General features: G+C 68.7%; 21 protein-coding genes. 9 read left to right on the plus strand and 12 right to left on the minus strand.

Annotated elements, in window-relative coordinates:
- Window positions 1–54: 54 nt before the first annotated feature.
- The 3 genes from C471_RS11695 to C471_RS11705 form a co-directional block, all read right to left on the minus strand.
- Window positions 55–1,002, minus strand: coding sequence for an electron transfer flavoprotein subunit alpha/FixB family protein (locus tag C471_RS11695; protein WP_004049274.1), 948 nt, complete (start codon window positions 1,000–1,002; stop codon window positions 55–57).
- On the minus strand, window positions 1,002–1,790 hold the full coding sequence (locus C471_RS11700) for an electron transfer flavoprotein subunit beta/FixA family protein (RefSeq protein ID WP_004049276.1): 789 nt from the start codon (window positions 1,788–1,790) through the stop codon (window positions 1,002–1,004). The genes C471_RS11695 and C471_RS11700 overlap by 1 nt, the downstream gene beginning before the upstream one ends.
- Window positions 1,791–1,896: 106 nt before the next feature.
- On the minus strand, window positions 1,897–3,240 hold the full coding sequence (locus C471_RS11705; protein ID WP_004049278.1) for a helix-turn-helix transcriptional regulator: 1,344 nt from the start codon (window positions 3,238–3,240) through the stop codon (window positions 1,897–1,899).
- A gap of 154 nt (window positions 3,241–3,394) precedes the next feature.
- Here C471_RS11705 and C471_RS11710 point away from each other — a divergent pair, with 154 nt between their 5' ends.
- Both C471_RS11710 and C471_RS11715 read left to right on the plus strand, forming a co-directional pair.
- Window positions 3,395–4,774 carry a DUF7094 domain-containing protein gene (locus C471_RS11710; protein WP_004049280.1) on the plus strand — a complete coding sequence of 460 codons (1,380 nt, stop codon included), beginning with the start codon at window positions 3,395–3,397 and terminating at the stop codon, window positions 4,772–4,774.
- Between the two features lie 51 nt (window positions 4,775–4,825).
- Entirely contained in the window at window positions 4,826–5,350 is a 525-nt protein-coding gene (locus C471_RS11715) for a type IV pilin N-terminal domain-containing protein (protein WP_004049282.1), read from the plus strand.
- Window positions 5,351–5,413: 63 nt separating this feature from the next.
- Here the strand turns inward: C471_RS11715 and C471_RS11720 are convergent, their stop codons facing one another.
- A complete protein-coding gene (locus C471_RS11720) occupies window positions 5,414–6,037 on the minus strand; it encodes a methyltransferase domain-containing protein (protein WP_004049286.1) in 624 nt (207 codons plus the stop codon).
- Window positions 6,038–6,129: 92 nt separating this feature from the next.
- Between C471_RS11720 and C471_RS11725 the strand changes: the two genes are divergently transcribed.
- Complete coding sequence (locus tag C471_RS11725) at window positions 6,130–6,942, plus strand: DUF6663 family protein (protein ID WP_004049292.1); 813 nt, start codon at window positions 6,130–6,132, stop codon at window positions 6,940–6,942.
- A gap of 29 nt (window positions 6,943–6,971) precedes the next feature.
- On the opposite strand, the gene C471_RS11730 is transcribed toward C471_RS11725, so the two are convergent.
- Window positions 6,972–7,946, minus strand: a complete 975-nt coding sequence (locus C471_RS11730; protein ID WP_049909346.1) for a C-terminal binding protein — start codon at window positions 7,944–7,946, stop codon at window positions 6,972–6,974.
- 156 nt (window positions 7,947–8,102) lie between these two features.
- On the opposite strand from C471_RS11730, the gene C471_RS11735 reads away from it, so the two are divergent.
- On the plus strand, window positions 8,103–8,438 hold the full coding sequence (locus C471_RS11735; RefSeq protein WP_449272104.1) for a DUF7536 family protein: 336 nt from the start codon (window positions 8,103–8,105) through the stop codon (window positions 8,436–8,438).
- A 20-nt stretch (window positions 8,439–8,458) separates the two neighbouring features.
- Here C471_RS11735 and C471_RS11740 read toward each other — a convergent pair whose 3' ends face one another.
- Window positions 8,459–8,740: a MarR family transcriptional regulator gene (locus tag C471_RS11740; protein WP_004049297.1), complete on the minus strand. Its 282-nt coding sequence runs from the start codon at window positions 8,738–8,740 to the stop codon at window positions 8,459–8,461.
- Between the two features lie 338 nt (window positions 8,741–9,078).
- Between C471_RS11740 and C471_RS11745 the strand changes: the two genes are divergently transcribed.
- The 3 genes from C471_RS11745 to C471_RS11755 all read left to right on the plus strand — a co-directional run bounded on the left by C471_RS11745 (window position 9,079) and on the right by C471_RS11755 (window position 11,596).
- Window positions 9,079–9,387, plus strand: coding sequence for an EMC6-like membrane protein (locus tag C471_RS11745; protein ID WP_004049298.1), 309 nt, complete (start codon window positions 9,079–9,081; stop codon window positions 9,385–9,387).
- 1 nt (window position 9,388) lies between these two features.
- Window positions 9,389–11,209: a ribosome biogenesis/translation initiation ATPase RLI gene (locus tag C471_RS11750; RefSeq protein WP_004049299.1), complete on the plus strand. Its 1,821-nt coding sequence runs from the start codon at window positions 9,389–9,391 to the stop codon at window positions 11,207–11,209.
- A 120-nt stretch (window positions 11,210–11,329) separates the two neighbouring features.
- A complete protein-coding gene (locus C471_RS11755) occupies window positions 11,330–11,596 on the plus strand; it encodes an HAH_0734 family protein (RefSeq protein WP_004049300.1) in 267 nt (88 codons plus the stop codon).
- Window positions 11,597–11,629: 33 nt separating this feature from the next.
- Here the strand turns inward: C471_RS11755 and C471_RS11760 are convergent, their stop codons facing one another.
- From C471_RS11760 to C471_RS11770, 3 genes are all read right to left on the minus strand, one after another.
- Window positions 11,630–12,229, minus strand: a complete 600-nt coding sequence (locus tag C471_RS11760) for an L-threonylcarbamoyladenylate synthase (RefSeq protein WP_004049303.1) — start codon at window positions 12,227–12,229, stop codon at window positions 11,630–11,632.
- A gap of 100 nt (window positions 12,230–12,329) precedes the next feature.
- Window positions 12,330–12,839, minus strand: coding sequence for a redoxin domain-containing protein (locus tag C471_RS11765; RefSeq protein WP_004049305.1), 510 nt, complete (start codon window positions 12,837–12,839; stop codon window positions 12,330–12,332).
- Window position 12,840: 1 nt separating this feature from the next.
- Complete coding sequence (locus C471_RS11770) at window positions 12,841–13,101, minus strand: glutaredoxin family protein (protein WP_004049307.1); 261 nt, start codon at window positions 13,099–13,101, stop codon at window positions 12,841–12,843.
- Between the two features lie 207 nt (window positions 13,102–13,308).
- On the opposite strand from C471_RS11770, the gene C471_RS11775 reads away from it, so the two are divergent.
- Window positions 13,309–14,730, plus strand: coding sequence for a hemolysin family protein (locus C471_RS11775; protein WP_049909348.1), 1,422 nt, complete (start codon window positions 13,309–13,311; stop codon window positions 14,728–14,730).
- Window positions 14,731–14,810: 80 nt separating this feature from the next.
- On the opposite strand, the gene C471_RS11780 is transcribed toward C471_RS11775, so the two are convergent.
- Entirely contained in the window at window positions 14,811–15,542 is a 732-nt protein-coding gene (locus C471_RS11780) for a DUF5781 family protein (protein WP_004049311.1), read from the minus strand.
- Window positions 15,543–15,623: 81 nt separating this feature from the next.
- Here C471_RS11780 and C471_RS11785 point away from each other — a divergent pair, with 81 nt between their 5' ends.
- Entirely contained in the window at window positions 15,624–16,676 is a 1,053-nt protein-coding gene (locus C471_RS11785) for a WD40/YVTN/BNR-like repeat-containing protein (RefSeq protein WP_004049318.1), read from the plus strand.
- Between the two features lie 47 nt (window positions 16,677–16,723).
- Here the strand turns inward: C471_RS11785 and C471_RS11790 are convergent, their stop codons facing one another.
- Together C471_RS11790 and C471_RS11795 are read right to left on the minus strand one after the other, a co-directional pair.
- Window positions 16,724–17,449, minus strand: coding sequence for a queuosine precursor transporter (locus C471_RS11790; RefSeq protein ID WP_004049320.1), 726 nt, complete (start codon window positions 17,447–17,449; stop codon window positions 16,724–16,726).
- The gene (locus C471_RS11795; RefSeq protein WP_004049322.1) at window positions 17,442–17,657 is read right to left on the minus strand and encodes a ribbon-helix-helix domain-containing protein; all 216 of its coding nucleotides are present in this window, start codon (window positions 17,655–17,657) and stop codon (window positions 17,442–17,444) included. The genes C471_RS11790 and C471_RS11795 overlap by 8 nt, the downstream gene beginning before the upstream one ends.
- Between the last annotated feature and the right edge of the window lie 303 nt (window positions 17,658–17,960).

Consider the following 17,960-nt stretch of genomic DNA (forward strand, 5'->3'; position numbering starts at 1 on the left):
GGTCGCCGCCGACTCCCTACACTCGTCGATGGATTCCGCGAACTCGTCGATCAGCTACGCGAACTCGTCGATCAGCTCGGGCACCACGTCGAACAGGTCCCCGACGATGCCGTAGTCGGCGATGTCGAAGATCGGGGCGTTCGGGTCGGTGTTTACCGCGACGATCGTGTCCGAGCCCTTCATGCCGGCGACGTGCTGGACCGCGCCGGAGATGCCGATCGCGATGTACACGTCCGGCGTGACGACCTTCCCGCTCTGCCCGACCTGCCGGTTCTTCGGGAGCCAGCCGTTGTCGACGATCGGTCGCGACGCGGAGAGCGTCGCGCCGAGCGCGTCGGCGAGGTCCTCGACGAGCTCCAAGTTCTCCTCCTCCTCGATACCGCGGCCGACCGAGACGAGCACGTCGGCGTCCGCGATGTCGACGTCGCCGCCGCCGACCTCCTCGAAGCCCGTGACGCGCGCCCCCGACTCGGGGTGGTCGACCTCGACGGGCTCGACCGTCGCGTCGCCGACGCCCTCGGCGGGCGCCCACTCGCCGCCTCGGACGGTGAGGACGAACTGGTCACCGGTCACGTCGACGGTCGTCTCCACCTTCGAACCGTACATCTCGCGGGTGACGGTCAGCCCGTCGTCGTACTCGAAGCCGATCGCGTCGGTCACCAGCGGGTAGCCGTGCGCCTCGGCGACGGCGGGCGCGTAGTCCAGCCCGTTGACCGAGTTCGGGATCACGACGGCCTCGGCGCCGGTCCCCTCTAGCAGTGCCCCGACGGCCGACTGGTAGACGTTGTGGTCGAACTCCTCGCCGTTCGAAACCGCGTGGACCGCGTCGACGCCCTGGCGGTTCAGGTCCTCGGCAAATCGGCCGACGTCGCCGCCGACCACTGCGACGTGGAGGTCACCGTCGCGCGCGTCGGCGAGCTCGCGACCCGCCGTGATCGCCTCGTAGGAGACGTCGCGAAGCTCTCCGCGCCGATGTTCCGAGACGACGAGAACGTCGGACATCACGCGCCCACCCCCTTCTCGCGGAGGACCTCCGCAAGTCGCGACGCGGTCTCCCCCGCGTCGCCCTCGATGATCTCGGCGTCCGACTCGCTCTCCGGCTCGTACATCGAGGTGATCGCCAGCGAGCTTTCGACGTCCTCGACTGACAGCCCGAGGGCGGACAGGTCCTTCGCGTCGATCTCCTTGCGCTGCGCCTGTCGGATGCCCCGGAGGCTCGCGTATCGCGGCTCGTTGAGCCCGGTCTGGACGGTCAGCACGGCGGGGAGGTCAACGTCGGTCAGCTCCTCGACGCCGCCCTCCAGTTCGCGGTGGACGTGCGCGACGCCCGCGTCGTCGTCGACCTCGAGGTCGTTGACGACGGCGGCGTGCTCGAAGCCGATCCGCTCGGCGAGCGCGACGCCCGTCGCTCCGAACCCGGTGTCCGCTGCCTGGACGCCGCCGAGCACGAGGTCGGGATCCTCCGTCTCGACGACCGCCTCGAACGCCGTCACCTTCGCCGCCACGTCGGCGAAGCCCGCCTCGAAGGCCTCGTCCCAGACGCGTACGGCGCGGTCGGCGCCCTTCGCGAGCGCCATCCGGACCGTCTCCTCCGCGCGCTCCGGCCCGATGGTGACGGCGACGACCTCGTCCGCGATCCCCGCTTCGGCCAGCTGCACCGCGGCCTCGACCGCGTAGTCGTCCCACTCGTTGAGGTCGTACTCGAGGTCGGACGCCGCGATGTCGGTGCCCTCGACCGCGAAGTCGTCGTCCGGCTCCGCGACCTCCTTGACTGTCACCAGAACTTTCATGATCGATACTCCGTCGTTCGACCTGTAAGAGCTTTCGGAACACCTCACCGCGGGCTCGCGGTTTCTGCTGCCACGCGGCCTCTCGCCGCGACTCTGGAGCCTCGGATCAGCGTTCGTCGTCGGTCCCGACGCCGTCTCCGCCGTCTTCCTCGCCGCCGTCTCCGCCGCCTTCCTCACTGTCGTCTCCGCCGTCTTCCTCGTCGTCTGGGACCGAGATCAGGTTCTCGCGACCGAGACGGAGCTTCTCCACGCGGCCCGAATCGGCCATCGACGAGAGCAGCTGCGACACCTTCGCGTCCGACCACCCAGTCTCCGCGACGATGTCGGCCTGCCGCATCCGCCCGCCGTTGTCTTCGAGGAGCCGTTCGACGCGCTCCTCGTCCGACAGCAGCGAGAGGTCCTCCTCTCCGGCCGCTACGTCGTCGGATTCCGTCCCGCCGCTTGCCGGGCCCGGATCGCCAGAGACCCCGGTCGCGGCGTCGCGCCGCCCGCTGTCGGTGCGTTCCCCGCCGTCGCTGTCGACGGTCGCCTCGTCGGCGCTCCCTCTCCCCCCGGATCCGGTGTCCCCGTCTATCCGACGGTAGCCGACGATGCTCCCGGCGATGAGCACCGCGGCGACGACGATCGCGGCGGTGAGCATCGTCCACGGGGGCGCGGTCGTTTCCGTGGGCGCGTACACGACTGCGATCCGATCGTTCTCGCCGAAGGTGCGCGGCCCCTCGACGATCACGGCGTTATCGCGTAGCGGGACGGTTGCGCCCGGAGTTCCCGTGACGGTGTACCCCTCCGGCGTCGCCACTTCGAGCGTCTGTCCCTCCTCCAGCGAGACCAGCCACGTTCCGCCGTCGGGGGTCGTCAGCGCGTCGCCCAACAGCAGGTTCTCGCCGTCCTCCTCGAGGAACTCGGTCCAGACGAACGTCAGTCGGAACTCGCCGACCGCCGTCGTTTCGGCGTCCGCCACGTCGAACGACGAGGTGTCCTCGTGGACGACGACCTCGCGGTCGACGTCTTCGATCTGCATCTCTCGGTCGACGCTCCGGCTGGCCTCGCGGGCGAACCCCTCGAACAGGGTTGCGTCGGGACCGATCTCACCGTCGAGAAACCTGTCTCGGATCGCGTCGAACGCCGCGCGATCGGTCTCGTCGGCGAGCGCGTATCTGACCGAGACGGTCCACCGCGCGTCGCGCTCCGGCGTCAGCTCGATCCGGATCCGCGTCGCTGTGGTCGGGTCGAACGGCTCGTCGATCTGTTCGGTGGCCGACGGGTCGACGGCCGGCGGTTCGACGACCGACGGTTCGACGGTCGACGGGTCGACGGTCGACGGATCGGCGTCGAGGGAGGGCGAAGACGAGGGCGAGAGCGCGTCTCCCGCGACGGGCGCGACGCCGCTCGCGACGAGCGCGACGGCCACCAGCCCGACGAGGAGAACGCGAAACGGGGCGTTCCGCATACAGATCAGCGCACTCAGGCGCCGGGCAAAACGCTTTCCATCGTTCGTTTTGCTCGTCCACGAATTCGAGATGACCGGATCGGATGCGGACCTCGGCGGGTCGCGTCGCTTCGTTGAGGTGGATTTTTTATATCGCGACGCGAACCGACGTGGTATGAGAGCCCTCCCGATCTCCCTCGCGGTGCTGCTCCTGCTCGCGCCGATCGCCGGAGCGGTGTCGCCGGCGGCCGTCGCGGGGGCGGTCGTCGACCCTCCGGCGGCTACCGACTTTGATGCAGAGGACACCGGATCGGATGCGATCGGAGTCGAGCCGGCCGTCGGTGTCGAATCGACCGCCGTCGGCGTCGATCCGCCCGTCGGGAGCGCCGTCGACCCACTTGACGTCGACGGTGTGGACCGCGACCGCCCGCAGGTCGATCCGGAGAATCTCACTCTCCGGACGCTGTCGTCGCCGGTTGACGTCGACACGCGCTTCGGATCCGGGACCCGCGGCGCGAATCTCGGCCCGTCGGTCGGGTTCGCCGTCGGCGAGACGGACGCCGCCATGGAGACCGCGGCGGTCGTCCAGCGGATCGAGGCCGCCGAGACGAACGCCGAACGGCAGCGCCGAATCCTCGCCGCGATCAACCGCGTCGAGCGCGACGAGGTGACGCTCAACAGCCGACAGGCGGAGGTGTTCAGCGCCCACGCCACCGGCGAGCTCTCCAACCGAGAGCTCCTCGACGAACTCGTTCGCATCGCCGCGACCGCCCGCGAGTACGACGAGCGACTCGAAGAGCTCGACGCGCTGGCCCAAGAGACGGACGGGTTCAGCGCCCCGGTCCGACTCGACGAGCTCCAGGTCGCGCTCCAAGTGTACGAGGGGCCCGTCCGCGACTACGCGCTCTCGGCCGCGCGCGGCGAGTTGTCGCCCACCGAGGTGTACGTCGAGTCGAGCGAACGGTCGATCGTGTTAGCGACGATCGTCGACGGCGAGTACGTTCGTGAGGTCTTCCGGCTCGACCGCTGGGACCGGGGGGGAGGTTCGATCAGCAACGACGAGGCGATCAATGTCACCTCCGCAGCCTATCCCGAGACGGCGTCGCTCCGCGAGCCCGACGCCTTCGGCGCCGGCTCGGTCCAGCGGATCACTATCCCCCACGAGTTCGGGATCCTCCGAACCTTCGTCAGCGGCGGCACGGGACAGGTGTTCGTCGAGCACCAGCGGATCGCGCTCGCCACGTTCCCCGACAGTGAGTCCGTCTCTGTGACTGGTGACGGCTTCAACATCACCGTCGATCGGAGCTACGCCGGCGGCCCGGTGACGGTTACCGTCCGCGACGAGGAGACCGGCGAGCCCGCCCCCGACGTCACCGTTACGAAGAGCGTCGGTGACGGCGACAGTCAGGCGATCGGCGCCACCGACACGGACGGCGTGGTTCGGACGCTCTCGCCCGCGGAGTCCTACCGAATCACCGTCGTCGACGAACCGCGTGCGGTGTTCGTGGACGGCCTCGAACCCGTCGCGACCCCGCGCCCGGTCGACGACGAGTAGGCGCTCGCTGCTCGTCCGGACGTTTTTATCGGATCCCGCGGCAGGCTCTCCGTGCCCAGCGACACCGACCCGTCGACCAAGACGAAGTCGCCGGCTGAGCCGCGATCGACAGCCGATCGGTCCGACCGCGCGCTCACGCCGATCGCCGGCGTGTTGCTGCTCGCCATCACGGTCGTGCTCGCGGGCGGCGTCGTGACCGCGGCGATCGACGCGCCGCCCGAGCCGGCACCGACGACTTCCCTGTCGCTGTCGGCGACCGACGATCGGATCACACTCACGCATCGCGGCGGCGACGCTCTCGACGTGAGCGAACTGAACGTTCGGGTGCGCGTCGACGGCGAGCCGCTCGCCCGGCAGCCGCCCGTCCCGTTCTTCTCCGCGGCGGGGTTCCATCCGGGCCCGACGGGCGCGTTCAACGCCGCGACCGACGGCGACTGGCGGGTCGGCGGATCGGCGTCACTCCGGGTCGCGGGGACGAACGAGCCGACTCTCGAACCCGGTCGAACCGTGAGCGTCACGGTCTCGGCCGACGGCCTACCCGTCGCGACGTTGGAGACGGTCGTCGAGCCGGGGTAGCGTCGCGACGTTGGAGACGGTCGTCGAGCCGGGGTGGGGGAAAACGGTCCGAGCGCTGCGCAGCTACTCTTCGGGGACTCGTGCGACCGTCGTGATCGCTCGCGGGCTCCGCGGCGTCGACCGCTGGATGTGGTGTTCGTACGCTTCGTAGCCGGCCGCCTCGAACATCCGGTCGGCCTCGTCCTCGTCGTAGAACAGCATGATCGCGTCGGCGACTCGCTGGAGGATACGGTTGTGCGGGTAGTCGGGGCCGACGACGAGCACCTGACCGCCCGGCTTCGCGACGCGCCGGAGCTCCCGGAGCCCCTCGATCGGGTTCGGCCAGTACTCGATCGATCCCGAGGACCAGACGACGTCGAACGTGTCGTCACGGAACGGGAGGCGCTCGGCGTCGCCGCGGTAGAAGTTCACGCGGTCGTGTTTCCCGAACTTCTCGAACGCCTTCTCCATCTGGTGGACGCTCTGGTCGAGTCCGTGAACGTCGTCGGCGTGTTCGAGCAGGCCCTCGGTGCCGAACCCGGTGCCACAGCCAACGTCGAGCACTTTCGGATCCTCGCCGAACTCCAGCCACGAGAGCGCCTCCGAGCGCATCTCCTCGTTCCAGTTGAACCAGTTGATCTTGTCGTACACCTTCGAGAGGTACTTGTAGAACACCCGGGCGTTCGACTTGTCCTCGAGGATCCCCATTTACCGCTCGGTTAGGCCGCCCGCCCCATAACGACACGGATCCGGTGTCTCCGTTCCGACCGGCTTTTCCGCTCCCCGCCCGACCGTCGGATATGGAACCGACGACGAGCGGCCGCTTCCGCGTCCACGACCGCCGCCCGCGTCCCGACATCGACGGGACCGGGCCGTCCGACCCTCCCGAGGAGTTCGTCCTCGTCGAGCACCCGGAGGAGCCGATCGATCCGGCTGCCCCCGACGCCGAGGACCGGTTCGATCCGCTGTACACCGCCGCCGAGGGGTACGAGGGAGATCTCGCCGACCGCGTGGCGTCGCTGGAGCCCGGGTTCGTCGTCGACGCGACGCTGGCGTGGACCGACGGTTCGGCTCGCTTCGTGGACGTCGAGACCGTCCGCGAGAGCCGCTTCCGTTTCGCGGACGAGGTGGAAGGGATGTTCGAGGCGGCCGTCGACGCGTGGGACCAGATCCGCTCCGCCGGCGAGGCCGTCGGCTCGATCACGACGCGATCGAACGACGGCGAACCGAACGGCGCGCTGTACCTGTTCGCCGACGCGCCCGGGAGCGACGCGTTCGCCGACCTCCGGGCGGGTCGACTCCCGATCGAACCGCTCGTCGCGCGGGTCAACGAGTCGCGCGAGGACGACGAGCCGCGAGAAGTGTTCGTCCTCCGACCGGCCGCGCACGACTTCGTCGCCGTCTACGTCGTCTTCGACCGCGAGGGCGTGTTGGCCCAGACGGTGCGCGACACCTACGACCTCGGCCCCGGGCTCGCGGCGGGCCTCGATGACGGCGCGCTCGACGCCGCCAAGGCGGGAGCGGACGGTGACGGTGCGAGCGACGGCGAACGGGACGACTCAGGAGACGACGGCAGCGACGAAGACGGCTTCGACGCGCTCGATCGGTTGTAGCCGCGGTCCGTCCTCTCTCCTCGGCCCGCTTAGAGCCAGTCGGCGTCCGGATCCACCCGCCCGTCCGGGACATCGCCGTTGAGAACGGCGGCCACGTCGGCGGCGCCGCTCCGGTTCAGGTCGTCGCGCGCCTCCTCGCTGTACCACGCCGCGTGCGGCGTGACGACCGTGTCGTCGCGGCCGACGAGCGGATCGTCCTCGGGCGGTTCCTCGGTGAGAACGTCGAGCCCGGCGCCCTTGACGGTCCCCGACTCCAGCGCGTCGAGCAGCGCGTCGTCGTCGACGACCGGCCCGCGGCTCACGTTGACGACCACCGAGTCCTCGTCGAGGCGGCCGAGAGCGTCGGCGTCGACCATGCCCCGAGTCGCGTCCGTCAGGGGGGCGTAGACGACGACGTGGTCGGCGCGGTCGAACAGCTCGTCGAACGACGCCTTCTCGACGCCGTACTCCGCCATCTCTTCGGAATCCACGAACGGGTCGTAGGCGACGAGCTCGGCGTCGAAGCCGGCGATCTGCTCGGCCGCGCGTTTCGCGATCGGGCCGAACGAGACGAACCCGATCGTCGACGCGTTCACACGGCGGATCGGTCGCCCGGCCTCCCAGCTCCAGCCCCCGGCGGTGACGGCGTCGTCGTACCCCTTCAGCGACCGCAGGCAGGCGAGCAGCAGCGAGACGGAATGGGTCGCCACCTCGTCGGTGCAGTAATCGGGAACGCGGGTGACGGTGACGCCGTTGTTGGCCGCGGCGTCCACGTCGACGTTGTCCACGCCGACGGCCGACCGGACGACGGCCCGCAGGTCCAGCCGGTCAAGCGCTTCCGCGGTGACCGGCGTGTTGATGTCGGTCACGACCGCGTCGGCGCCCGCCGCCGCCGCGATCAGGTTCTCCGTGGACCCCAGCTCGGCGACCTCGATATCGACGGGCTCGTCGACCGCTTCGCCGAGTACCTCACGGTACATCTCCGGGTCGATCATCGGAAACGCCGACAGCACCACTCTGGCCATATGGAGCCGTTCGTCCCGCCCCCACTTGACGGCTTTCTTGCGTTCTCAGCCCCCGAGACACCGGTACACGATCGTGATGAATTGTCTCGTCTCGGCTTCGATCCGCCTCGCTCTCAGTTCCGATGCCTCTTTGCGCGCGCGCTCGCTAAAGCGTCCGTGAGCGACGATACTTCGGTCGACCGATCTTCGGTCGACCAATCTACCAAACCGCCGATGCTCGTCCTCTTGGAGTCGCTGGCGTTCTACCGGAACGCCCGCGTCGGGCTCGTCGCCGGAGCGGTCCTCGCCGCTCTCCTGTACGCGGTCCGGGCGCTGGAGCTGCTCGGCCCGGTGATCGACACCCGAGACTACCCGCTGTTCGGTCCGGACGTGTGGTTCCTGCTGTTGGCGTTCGTGCTGGCGGCGACGTTCGCGCTGCTCGTCGCCATCGCGCTCACAGTCGCCGAGGCCGTGCGTGGGGCCCGCGGCATGTCTGAGGAGAGCGACGAGTAGAAGACCGAGAGACGCGGCGATCAGTCGGCGGTGCAGGAGGCGTCGCTCTCGTCGCCGGTGAACTCCTGTGCGGGCTCGGTGAGCTTGTAGAGATTCTGCCGGGCGTCCGCGAAGTACACGTCTTCGTCGACGACGCCGATCCCCTCTAACCGTTCGAGCGCGTAGCGGACGGTTCGGGCCGACAGCATCGACTCTTCGACGATCCCCTTCTGGGTCAACGGCCCGTTGTACTCGAGCACCTTGAAGACGAGCTTGGCGCTCGGCGGGAGGTCGTCGAGCCCCTCCGTTTGAGTTCCTTCCATCGTTACGAATCGAAACCGCACATCGGCATAAATGTTGATGCGTCACCGCGCTCGATCCGGGGTTTTCTCGCAGAAAGAGGATTTTATTGCCGGATTATCCCGCAATATGCGGCAATATTGTCTGACAAACCGGTTCCAAACTGACCAGTCAGTCAGCGACTCTCTCTCGCGCGCTTCGCTCCCGGCCGTCTGCGGGGTCGATTGTCGGACGGCGTCCCGGCCACCCGACGCGACCCGGGCGGGTTCGTCACTGCGGTGACATCGCGGCCGGTGGCGCCCCGTGACGGATCGCTCGGCGGAACGAACGGCTTTTCACCTGTGCTCGCGGATCGACTCGTATGAGCGACGACTCGGGGATATCAGGCCATACCCGAAGCGTGGTCGTCACGACGATCTGCTGTCTCGCGGGGATCGCCGCCGGCGTCGTTTCGGCCGCGTACGTCGGGACGGCTCCGGCCGACGCCGCCAGCACCACCGGCGTGTTAGTGATGGGTGCGTTCGTGGTCGCCCAGTTCCCGCTGTACAAGGTGATCGGCGTCGGCGACTTCGGGGTCAAGGACAACCTCTACGTGGCGTTTCTGACGTTCACGCTGTGGTTCATCAGCTACACCGTGCTTGCGACGTCCGGCGTCCAACTGGTGGCCTGAGATGGCGGACGACAGCATCGCGGTCGTCGACCTCGATCGGTGTCAGCCCGACCGGTGTAACTACGAGTGCATGAACTACTGCCCGCCGAACCGGACGGGCAAAGAGTGCATCACGAAGCGCGGCGAAGACGCCGCCGAGGGCGACCCTGACCAGATCCACATCTCCGAGGAGATCTGTCTCGGCGAGACCTGCGGGATCTGCGTCGAGAAGTGCCCGTTCGACGCGATCGAGATCATCAACCTCCCCTCCGAACTCGACGAGGAGCCGGTCCACCGCTACGGCGACAACGCCTTCTCGCTGTACGGACTTCCGACTCCGGAGCCGGGCAACGTCACCGGAATTCTCGGCCCGAACGGGATCGGGAAGTCGACGGCGGTCCACGCGCTCGCCGGCGAGATGGTCCCGAACCTCGGCGACCACGAGTCGGAGGACGACTGGGAACGCGTGCTCGACCGGTTCCGCGGCACCGGGCTGCAGAACTACCTCGAATCGCTGAAGGAGGGCGACGTGACGGTCGCGCGCAAGCCGCAGTACGTCGATCAGATCCCGAACCAGTTCGACGGCAACACCCGCGAGCTGTTGGAGCGCACCGACGAGCGCGGCGCGCTCGACTCCCTCATCGACCGGCTCAACATCGCCCCGGTGATGGACCAACCGATCGACTCCATCTCCGGGGGCGAGCTCCAGCGCGTCGCCATCGCGGCGTGTCTCGCCCGCGACGCCGACTTCTACTTCCTCGACGAGATCACGCCGTACCTCGACATCGGTCAGCGGATGGTCGTCGCCCGCCTCATCCGCGAGCTCGCGGACGACGACGCCGCCGAGCGCTCGATGCTCGTCGTCGAGCACGACCTCGCCATCCTCGATCTCCTCGCCGACACCCTCCACGTCGCGTACGGGGAGCCGGGGGCGTACGGGGTCATCACCGACCCCAAGTCGGTCCGCAACGGGATCAACGAGTACCTGAAGGGGTACCTCGACAACGAGAACATGCGGATCCGGCCGTCCGCGATCACCTTCGAGGAGCACGCCCCGCGGGTCTCCTCGCGGAGCGAGACGCTGATCGAGTACCCCGAGCTCACGAAGTCGTACGGCGACGGCGAGTTCGAGCTGCACGTCGAGGCGGGCGAGATCAACCGCTCCGAGGTGCTCGGCGTGGTCGGCCCGAACGGGATCGGGAAGTCGACGCTCGCGAAGCTGTTCGCGGGCTCGCTGGAGCCGGACGAGGGCGAGCTCGACTTCGCGCTCGACATCGCGTACAAGCCGCAGTACATCGAGATCGACCAGCCGATGCGCGTCGACGCGTTCCTCTCCTCGATCACCGACGAGTTCGGGAGCTCCTACTGGAACACCGAGGTCGCCCAGCCGCTCCAGCTCGACCGCGTGATGGAGCAGAACCTCTCGGACCTGTCGGGCGGGGAGCGCCAGCGCGTCGCCATCGCGGCGTGTCTCTCCGAGGACGCCGACCTCTATCTCCTCGACGAGCCCTCCGCGCACCTCGACGTGGAACAGCGGGTGCGCGCGACGACGGCGATCCGCCGATACGCGGAGAACCACGACGCGACCGTGATGGTGATCGACCACGACATCTACATGATCGACCTGCTGGCCGACCGCCTGATGGTGTTCGACGGCGAGCCGGCCGAGCGCGGGCACGCGACCCCGCCCCAGGAGATGCGCGAGGGGATGAACGAGTTCCTGGCGGACCTGGACATCACCTTCCGGCGCGACGAGCGGACGGGTCGTCCCCGGATCAACAAGCCGGGCTCGCAGCTCGACAGCCAGCAGAAGCGCGACGGCGAGTACTACTACTCCACCTAAGCCGTCGGCCGCTCCGCCACGTCGGCCCGCCCACCGCTCTCCCGTTCCGCCGCCCGCTTTTGGAACCCACCGATCGGCGGTATCGAAGCGATTAAGCGGGGAACCCGCAAACGACGGTGTATGCAACACCTCATCATTCGCGGCGACCCCGGGATCCGGCGGGACGCGGTGATCGAGTACGAGGGCGAGGAGCTGGTGTGTTTCGGCATCAACGTCCAGGGCGGCTGGCACGGCCCGGACGAACCCCAGCTCTGGTGTACCGTCGGCACCGAGGACGAGCGCGAGGCCTACGACAAGCGCGAGTACGTCCCCCACTGGCTCGACGTCGACACGATCGACGCCGAGGAGCTCGACGTGATCAAAGCGAAGGGCGAGCTGTCGGTCTAGCGGCGCGGCACTTCTGCGGTTTCGACTCGGCTCCTACACCGGCGGGTCGTCCAGCCACGCCTCGATCGCCCCCGCCATCGCGCCGCGGCGGTGGATCGTCCTCGACTCGGGGTCGACGACGGTGCTCTCGGTGCCCGGCGTCTCGCCGTCGTCGACGACGGCCGCGACCCCCTCGCGGATCCGGTCGTCGAGGTCGTCGGGGTGCGTGACGCTCCCCCGTCCGGAGACGTTCGCACTCGTCGCGGTGAGGGGCCCGGTCTCCCCGAGTAGCTCGCGGGCGACCGCGTGGTCAGGGACGCGGATCCCGACCCGGTCGCGTCCGGCGGTGAGCGCGTCCGGGACCGCGTCGCCGCGCTCGACGATCACGGTCACGGGACCCGGCAGGAACGCCCGAGCGAACGCGACCGCGAACTCCGTGGGATTGGTGTAGCGGAGCGCGGCGTCGGCGCTCGGGACGCCGAGCGAGAGCGGGTTCGAGCGCTCTCGACCCTTCAGCTCGAAGACCCGTTCGACGGCGGCGGGATCGAGGGCGTCGCCGCCGAGCCCGTACACCGTTTCGGTGGGGTAGACCACGAGGTCGCCGTCGGTGGCCGCCTCGATCGCTCGTCGGAGGGCGTCGCTGTCCTTTGTCACAGAGATCCGTTCGTGACGGTCGCGAAAAAGGGTGACGAGTGGGGGTGTCGCGGTCGGGATCGGCCAACGGGTCGATCGGAGTCGGCACTCCCGCCCCGTCTCAGTCGACGAGACGGTCGATCGCGTCCTCGATGGGCTCGGCGTCGGGGAACTCGGGGTGTTCGCTCGCGACCCACGCGTACTCGACGGTGCGGTCGGCGTCGAGGAGGAAGACTGCCGGGCGCGACTCCGTGATCCCGGTCATGCCGTCGATGTCGTGTTCGAGGCCGTACTCTCCGATCACGCCCGCGCCGGGGTCGGAGAAGATCCGGGCCCCGTCGCCCCGCTCGGAGAGCAGGCGCTTGTGGGCGTACGGCGAGGAGATCGAGACGCCGACGACCTCCAGATCGTCTGCCCAGCCGTGGTCGTCGACGGTGTTGTAGAGGTACGTCGCCTGGAACGCGCCGTTCATCGGGTGGAACAACAGGAGGGTCGGCCCGTCGACGACCTCGCTCAGCGCGCGGTCCTCCCAGTACTCCTCGTCGACGAGCGGCCGGGTGAAGTCGGGCGCCGTGTCGCCCTCGTCGACGTGATCGGTCTCGGGCAGGGAGACGACGTCGAAGTCGGGCATCTCAGGCACCCCCCTCGGCGTAGGTGGACTCCAGGTACTCCACGATGTTCGCGCTCTCGGACATGGTCACGCCCGTCTCGCGGTCGACGATCGCCGGCACGCTGCGCGCGCCGGAGACGCGCTTGACGACGTTGCGCTCGGAGTGCATCGGCTCGACGTACCGCGACCGGTACTCCAAGCCGAGCTCGTTCAGGGTGCGGACGACGCGCTCGCAGAAGGGACACGCCTGCAGTCGGTACAGGGTGATCGCTGGTTCGCTCATGCCCCGCTGTTCGCCGGCGAGACGGGTAATCGTGTCGACGGCGGTATTCGAGAAGGCGGCGCCTCGGACCGCGGGCTTCGGTGTCGAACCACTCGCGTCGCTGTCGGCCGCCTGAGTGCCCGAGGGTGGCCGAGGGATCCGATGCGCCGGCCGTGAGGGTGTCCGAAGGGAACGCTTTAATCGCGGGGCGACAGAAAACAAACGAATATGGGCTTGTCGTCTAGCGTGCCAGTGACCGACCTCCTCCAGATACCGATGCCCGCAGACGGCGTCGTAACTATTCTCGGCGTCGCCGCGATTCTCATCTTGGTCGGGCTGTCGGCGTTCTTCTCCTCGTCGGAGATCGCCATGTTCTCGCTGCCGCAACACCGCGTCGACAGCCTCGTGGACGAGGGTGTAACGGGCGCGAAGACGATCAGCGACATGAAACAGAACCCCCACCGCCTGTTGGTGACGATCCTCGTCGGCAACAACATTGTCAACGTGGCGATGACCTCCATCGCGACCGCGCTGTTCGGGATCTATCTCTCGCGGGGGGAGTCGGTGCTGGCGACGACGTTCGGCATCACGACGCTCGTGTTGATCTTCGGCGAGAGCGCGCCGAAGTCGTACGCCGTCGAAAACACCGAGTCGTGGGCGCTCCGGATCGCCCGCCCGCTGAAGCTCTCGGAGTACGCGCTCTATCCACTCGTCGTCCTCTTCGACTACATCGTGAAAGGGGTCAACAAGGTCATCGGCGGCTCGTCCGCCATCGAGTCGACGTACGTCACCCGCGACGAGATCCAAGACATCATCGAGACGGGCGAGCGCGAAGGGGTCATCGAGGAGGAGGAACGGGAGATGCTCGACCGCATCTTCCGGTTCAACAACACCATCGCCAAGGAGGTGATGACGCCTCGCCTCGATGTCACCGCGGTCGCGAAGGAGTCCTCGGTCGAGGAGGCGATCGAGAAGTGCATTCAGGCCGACCACGAGCGTGTCCCCGTCTACGAGGGGAACCTCGACAACATCATCGGCGTGGTCACGGTGCGAGACCTGGTACGCGAGCTGCGCTACTCCGAGGGCGAACCCTCCCTGGAGCGCGTCGTCAAGCCGACGCTCCACGTCCCCGAGTCGAAGAACGCCGACGAGCTGCTCGCGGAGATGCAGGACAATCGCCTCCAGATGGTCACCGTTATCGACGAGTTCGGGACCACGGAGGGGATCATCACCCTCGAAGACATGGTCGAGGAGATCGTCGGCGAGATCCTGGAGGGCGACGAGGAGGCCCCGGTGGAGTTCTTAGAGGAGAACGTCGCCGTCGTGCAGGGCGAGGTGAACATCGACGAGGTCAACGAGATTCTCGGGATCGACCTCCCCGAGGGCGAGGAGTTCGAGACGCTCGCCGGCTTCGTGTTCAACCGTGCCGGGCGCCTCGTCGAGGAGGGGGAAGAGATCGAGTTCGACGGGATCCGGATCCGGATCGAGCGGGTGGACAACACCCGGATCATGTCCGCCCGGGTCACCGTGCTCGAGCCCGCGGAGGCGGCCAAGTCGGCCGACTCCGACGGCTCGGTCGACCGAGTCGCCGACGACGGGGTCGTGGAGTCGAGCGCCGACCCCGAGGCGACCCCGAACGACGCTGAGTAGAAGTCGAACACGATCTGTTCCCCTCGCGAAGCCCGATCCGCAACCCGGCTTCGAGGCGCTATCTGACTCTCGGTTGACGTTCAAACGGCGTACGCGCGGGCGGCGGCGACGAGCGCCTTCCGGTAGTCGCTCTCCGAGGGATCGGGACCGAGCTCGAGGAACCGGCGCTTGAACGCGTCGACGTCGACGGCGTCGGTGTCGCTGCCCGCCGCGCGCGCGAGGTCGTAGATCCGGTGGTCCGGGCCGGCGATCTCGTGTCGCTCGACCAAGGCGAGCGCGAACGCGGCGTTGACCGCGGTGATCTCCGGGTCCGCTCCGCCCGTGACCGGCGGAGAGCCGTCCCGCGAGATGTCGGGGCGATCGGCGACGGCGGCCGCGAGGGTCGATTCGAGGAAGCCGAGGAGCTTGTTCGCGGGCGCGACCGAGAGCGTGATGTCGTCGGCGTAGATGTCTTTCATGTGATTCGCGATCTGGTAACAGTGAGCGAGCTTACGCCGCTCCACCTGTTCGCCGGCGAGTCCCAGATACAGCGCCTCCTCCGTCGACTGGACGTGGGAAGGGTGGCCCTCCTCGTAGCGGGCCATGTGCGAGAGCTCGTGGACGGCGAGCTCGCGGGCCATCGCGCTGGTGGCGGCGCGCTTCGAGACGTTGAGGACGTGATAGCCGTCGTAGTGGCCGGCCCACGTCCGCTCGTCGGGGTCCTCGCGCACCTTCACGTGGACCGGGTCGTCGAGGGACCACTCGGTCTCGAACAGGTCGGCGGCGCCGAGAAACGGGTCGGGGGGAACATCCCCCTTCACGCGGAGATCCATGCGTACAGTTCACACGGGAGCGTCGGGTAAGTCTCTTGCGCTCGTCGAAGCCTTTTGCCGCCGCGTGTCCAACGTCGGGCCATGGAGACACGCGTTCACGCGGGCTACGACGACGGGCTCCGGATCGTCGACCCCGAGACGGGATCGGTCTCGCTCCGGCTGGCGGACCGGGCGATCGAGTGTCTCTCGGTCACCCCCGTCTCCGACGCTGACGCCGAGACTCCCGAGGCGGAAGGCGATAACGCCGCCGCTCGGGTGCTCGTCGGGACGTTCGACGCGGGGTTGTTCCGGTCGACCGACGGCGGGGAGTCCTTCGAGCGCGTCGCCGTCGATACCCTCGGTCCCGGCGGATCCGGACCGCGGGCGGTTACCGCGGTCGCGACGAGCCCGCACGACCCCGCTGTCGTCTGGATCGGTACGGAGCCCTCGCGGGTGTATCGGTCGACGGACGGCGGGGTGACCGCCGAGCGAGTCGGCGGACTGACCGAGGTCCCCTCCGCGTCCGAGTGGTCGTTCCCGCCCCGACCGGACACCCACCACGTCAGATGGATCGAACCGTGTCCGGCGGACCCGGACCGGTGGTTCGTGGGCGTGGAGGCCGGCGCACTTGTCGTCACGTCGGACGGCGGGAAGACGTGGGTCGACCGACCCGAGGGGTCCCGGCGCGACAACCACGCGCTCGCGACGCACCCGGACGCGCCGGATCGGGTGTACGCGGCCGCGGGCGACGGGTTCGCGGAGAGCGACGACCGCGGCGACTCGTGGCGCGTCGTCGGCCGCGAGGCGGGCCTCGACCACGGGTACGTCTGGGGGCTCGCGGTCGACCCCGACGATCCGGAGACGGCGCTCGTGAGCGCGGCCTCCGGTGCGATGGCGGCGCACCGCCGCGGCGAGGCGTACCTCTATCGCCGGTCGGCGTCTGACTCCGGCTCCCGCTTCGAGCGCCTCGACGACCGGGGGATCCCGACCGGCGAGGGAACGTACCGGGCGGTCATCGCGAGCGGGCGAACGGACGGGACGGTTTGGGCGGTACACAACGTGGGGCTCTACCGGACCCGAGACGCCGGAGGGTCGTTCGAGCGAATTCCCGCGGACCTGCCGGCGTCGCCCGCGCGGGCGCTGGCGGTCAACTAAGGAGGAAATAACGGGAAAGGTGGAACCGGAGCGACTCGACCCCGGAGCTACTCGCGCACGGCGCCGACGACGAGGTAGACGATCGGCGTGTCGAGGACGGCGATCGCGAGCTTGAGGAGGTACTGGCCGAGACCCAGCGCGAGGAGGATGCCCGGCTGGAGGGGGTCCCCGGACCCGAGTAGGATCGGCGCCCCGTAGAAGGCGACGCCGACGAAGATCGCGGTGTCGATCGCCTGACTGCTGGCGGTCGAGGCGATGTTGCGCAGCCACAGCAGTCCCTCTCCGGTGCGGTCGCGGATCGCGTGGAAGACGAACACGTCCCAGTTCTGGCTCACGACGTACGCGAGCAGGCTCCCGGCGACGATGTTCGCCGCGGGGCCGAGGGCGGTGTCGAAGGCGGCGGCGACCTCGGGGTCGATGCCCGGCGCGGCGAGGGTGGACCAGACGAGGGCGAGCACGAGGAAGTTCGCCAGGAAGGCGACGTTGACGACCACCTGCGTGGCGCGGCGGCCGTACAGCTCGGCGTAGCAGTCGGACGCGAGGAACGTCAGCGCGTACGCGAGCGCGGCGCCCGGCAGGGTGATCTCCGGACCCACGACCGGGAGCGCGAACGGGAGCGGTAAGGCGATCACCTTCGCGGCGGTGAGCTGCGAGGTGGCCAAGGCGACGACGAACAGCGTGATCAGCGAGACGGCTGCCACCGCTGAGCGGTCCAGCGGGTCGGCCGCGAACGGGCCGTCGCCCCCCGCCCGCGTCGCCGTCCCCTCACTCATCGTCGTCTCCGGCGGGCCCGTCGGAGCCGGCGGCGCCCTCGCCGTCGAGCCGGTCGTGGCGCGCGTCGATCTCGTCGAGCACGTCGAGCGTCTTGCGGATCGACGCGCGGACGGCGTCGCTGCGGTTCACGAACTTCCCCTCGTCTCCGACGTGGTCGTCGAGATCGTCGAGCAGTTCGCCCGGGATCTCGACGCTTATCTTAGGCATACCGCGTCGTCTCCGCCGCGGGCGTATGAGTGTTATTATCCGAGTATTCGCCAGGGAGTATCTATGAGGAGATCGAACCGGTGTCGGCGTCGACACCGACTGCCCCGCAGTCTCCGTCTCTCCCGATCCGACGCGCGGGCCGCGCGAACGCGGTGTGTGCCTCTGCGAGTCTTCTCATCGATCGAGGGGGGCGTGCGGTGCGGCCAGGTGTGGGTCCCTACCCGAGGCGGCGGCGTCGGACTGCGTCCGACTGCCGGTGAGCGCTTCACTCCCGCCCTTGTGCCCGGCCGCGTGCGGGGGTAT

Origin of the sequence: Halorubrum saccharovorum DSM 1137 (assembly GCF_000337915.1) — an archaeon.
Taxonomy (GTDB): domain Archaea; phylum Halobacteriota; class Halobacteria; order Halobacteriales; family Haloferacaceae; genus Halorubrum; species Halorubrum saccharovorum.

Bases quoted from the DNA above. Each gene is read 5' to 3' on its own strand.
- C471_RS11695 (WP_004049274.1), bottom strand. From the start codon at position 1,002: ATGTCCGACGTTCTCGTCGTCTCGGAACATCGGCGCGGAGAGCTTCGC.
- C471_RS11700 (WP_004049276.1), bottom strand. From the start codon at position 1,790: ATGAAAGTTCTGGTGACAGTCAAGGAGGTCGCGGAGCCGGACGACGAC.
- C471_RS11705 (WP_004049278.1), bottom strand. From the start codon at position 3,240: ATGCGGAACGCCCCGTTTCGCGTTCTCCTCGTCGGGCTGGTGGCCGTC.
- C471_RS11710 (WP_004049280.1), top strand. From the start codon at position 3,395: ATGAGAGCCCTCCCGATCTCCCTCGCGGTGCTGCTCCTGCTCGCGCCG.
- C471_RS11720 (WP_004049286.1), bottom strand. From the start codon at position 6,037: ATGGGGATCCTCGAGGACAAGTCGAACGCCCGGGTGTTCTACAAGTAC.
- C471_RS11725 (WP_004049292.1), top strand. From the start codon at position 6,130: ATGGAACCGACGACGAGCGGCCGCTTCCGCGTCCACGACCGCCGCCCG.
- C471_RS11730 (WP_049909346.1), bottom strand. From the start codon at position 7,946: ATGGCCAGAGTGGTGCTGTCGGCGTTTCCGATGATCGACCCGGAGATG.
- C471_RS11740 (WP_004049297.1), bottom strand. From the start codon at position 8,740: ATGGAAGGAACTCAAACGGAGGGGCTCGACGACCTCCCGCCGAGCGCC.
- C471_RS11745 (WP_004049298.1), top strand. From the start codon at position 9,079: ATGAGCGACGACTCGGGGATATCAGGCCATACCCGAAGCGTGGTCGTC.
- C471_RS11750 (WP_004049299.1), top strand. From the start codon at position 9,389: ATGGCGGACGACAGCATCGCGGTCGTCGACCTCGATCGGTGTCAGCCC.
- C471_RS11755 (WP_004049300.1), top strand. From the start codon at position 11,330: ATGCAACACCTCATCATTCGCGGCGACCCCGGGATCCGGCGGGACGCG.
- C471_RS11765 (WP_004049305.1), bottom strand. From the start codon at position 12,839: ATGCCCGACTTCGACGTCGTCTCCCTGCCCGAGACCGATCACGTCGAC.
- C471_RS11770 (WP_004049307.1), bottom strand. From the start codon at position 13,101: ATGAGCGAACCAGCGATCACCCTGTACCGACTGCAGGCGTGTCCCTTC.
- C471_RS11775 (WP_049909348.1), top strand. From the start codon at position 13,309: ATGGGCTTGTCGTCTAGCGTGCCAGTGACCGACCTCCTCCAGATACCG.
- C471_RS11780 (WP_004049311.1), bottom strand. From the start codon at position 15,542: ATGGATCTCCGCGTGAAGGGGGATGTTCCCCCCGACCCGTTTCTCGGC.
- C471_RS11785 (WP_004049318.1), top strand. From the start codon at position 15,624: ATGGAGACACGCGTTCACGCGGGCTACGACGACGGGCTCCGGATCGTC.
- C471_RS11790 (WP_004049320.1), bottom strand. From the start codon at position 17,449: ATGAGTGAGGGGACGGCGACGCGGGCGGGGGGCGACGGCCCGTTCGCG.
- C471_RS11795 (WP_004049322.1), bottom strand. From the start codon at position 17,657: ATGCCTAAGATAAGCGTCGAGATCCCGGGCGAACTGCTCGACGATCTC.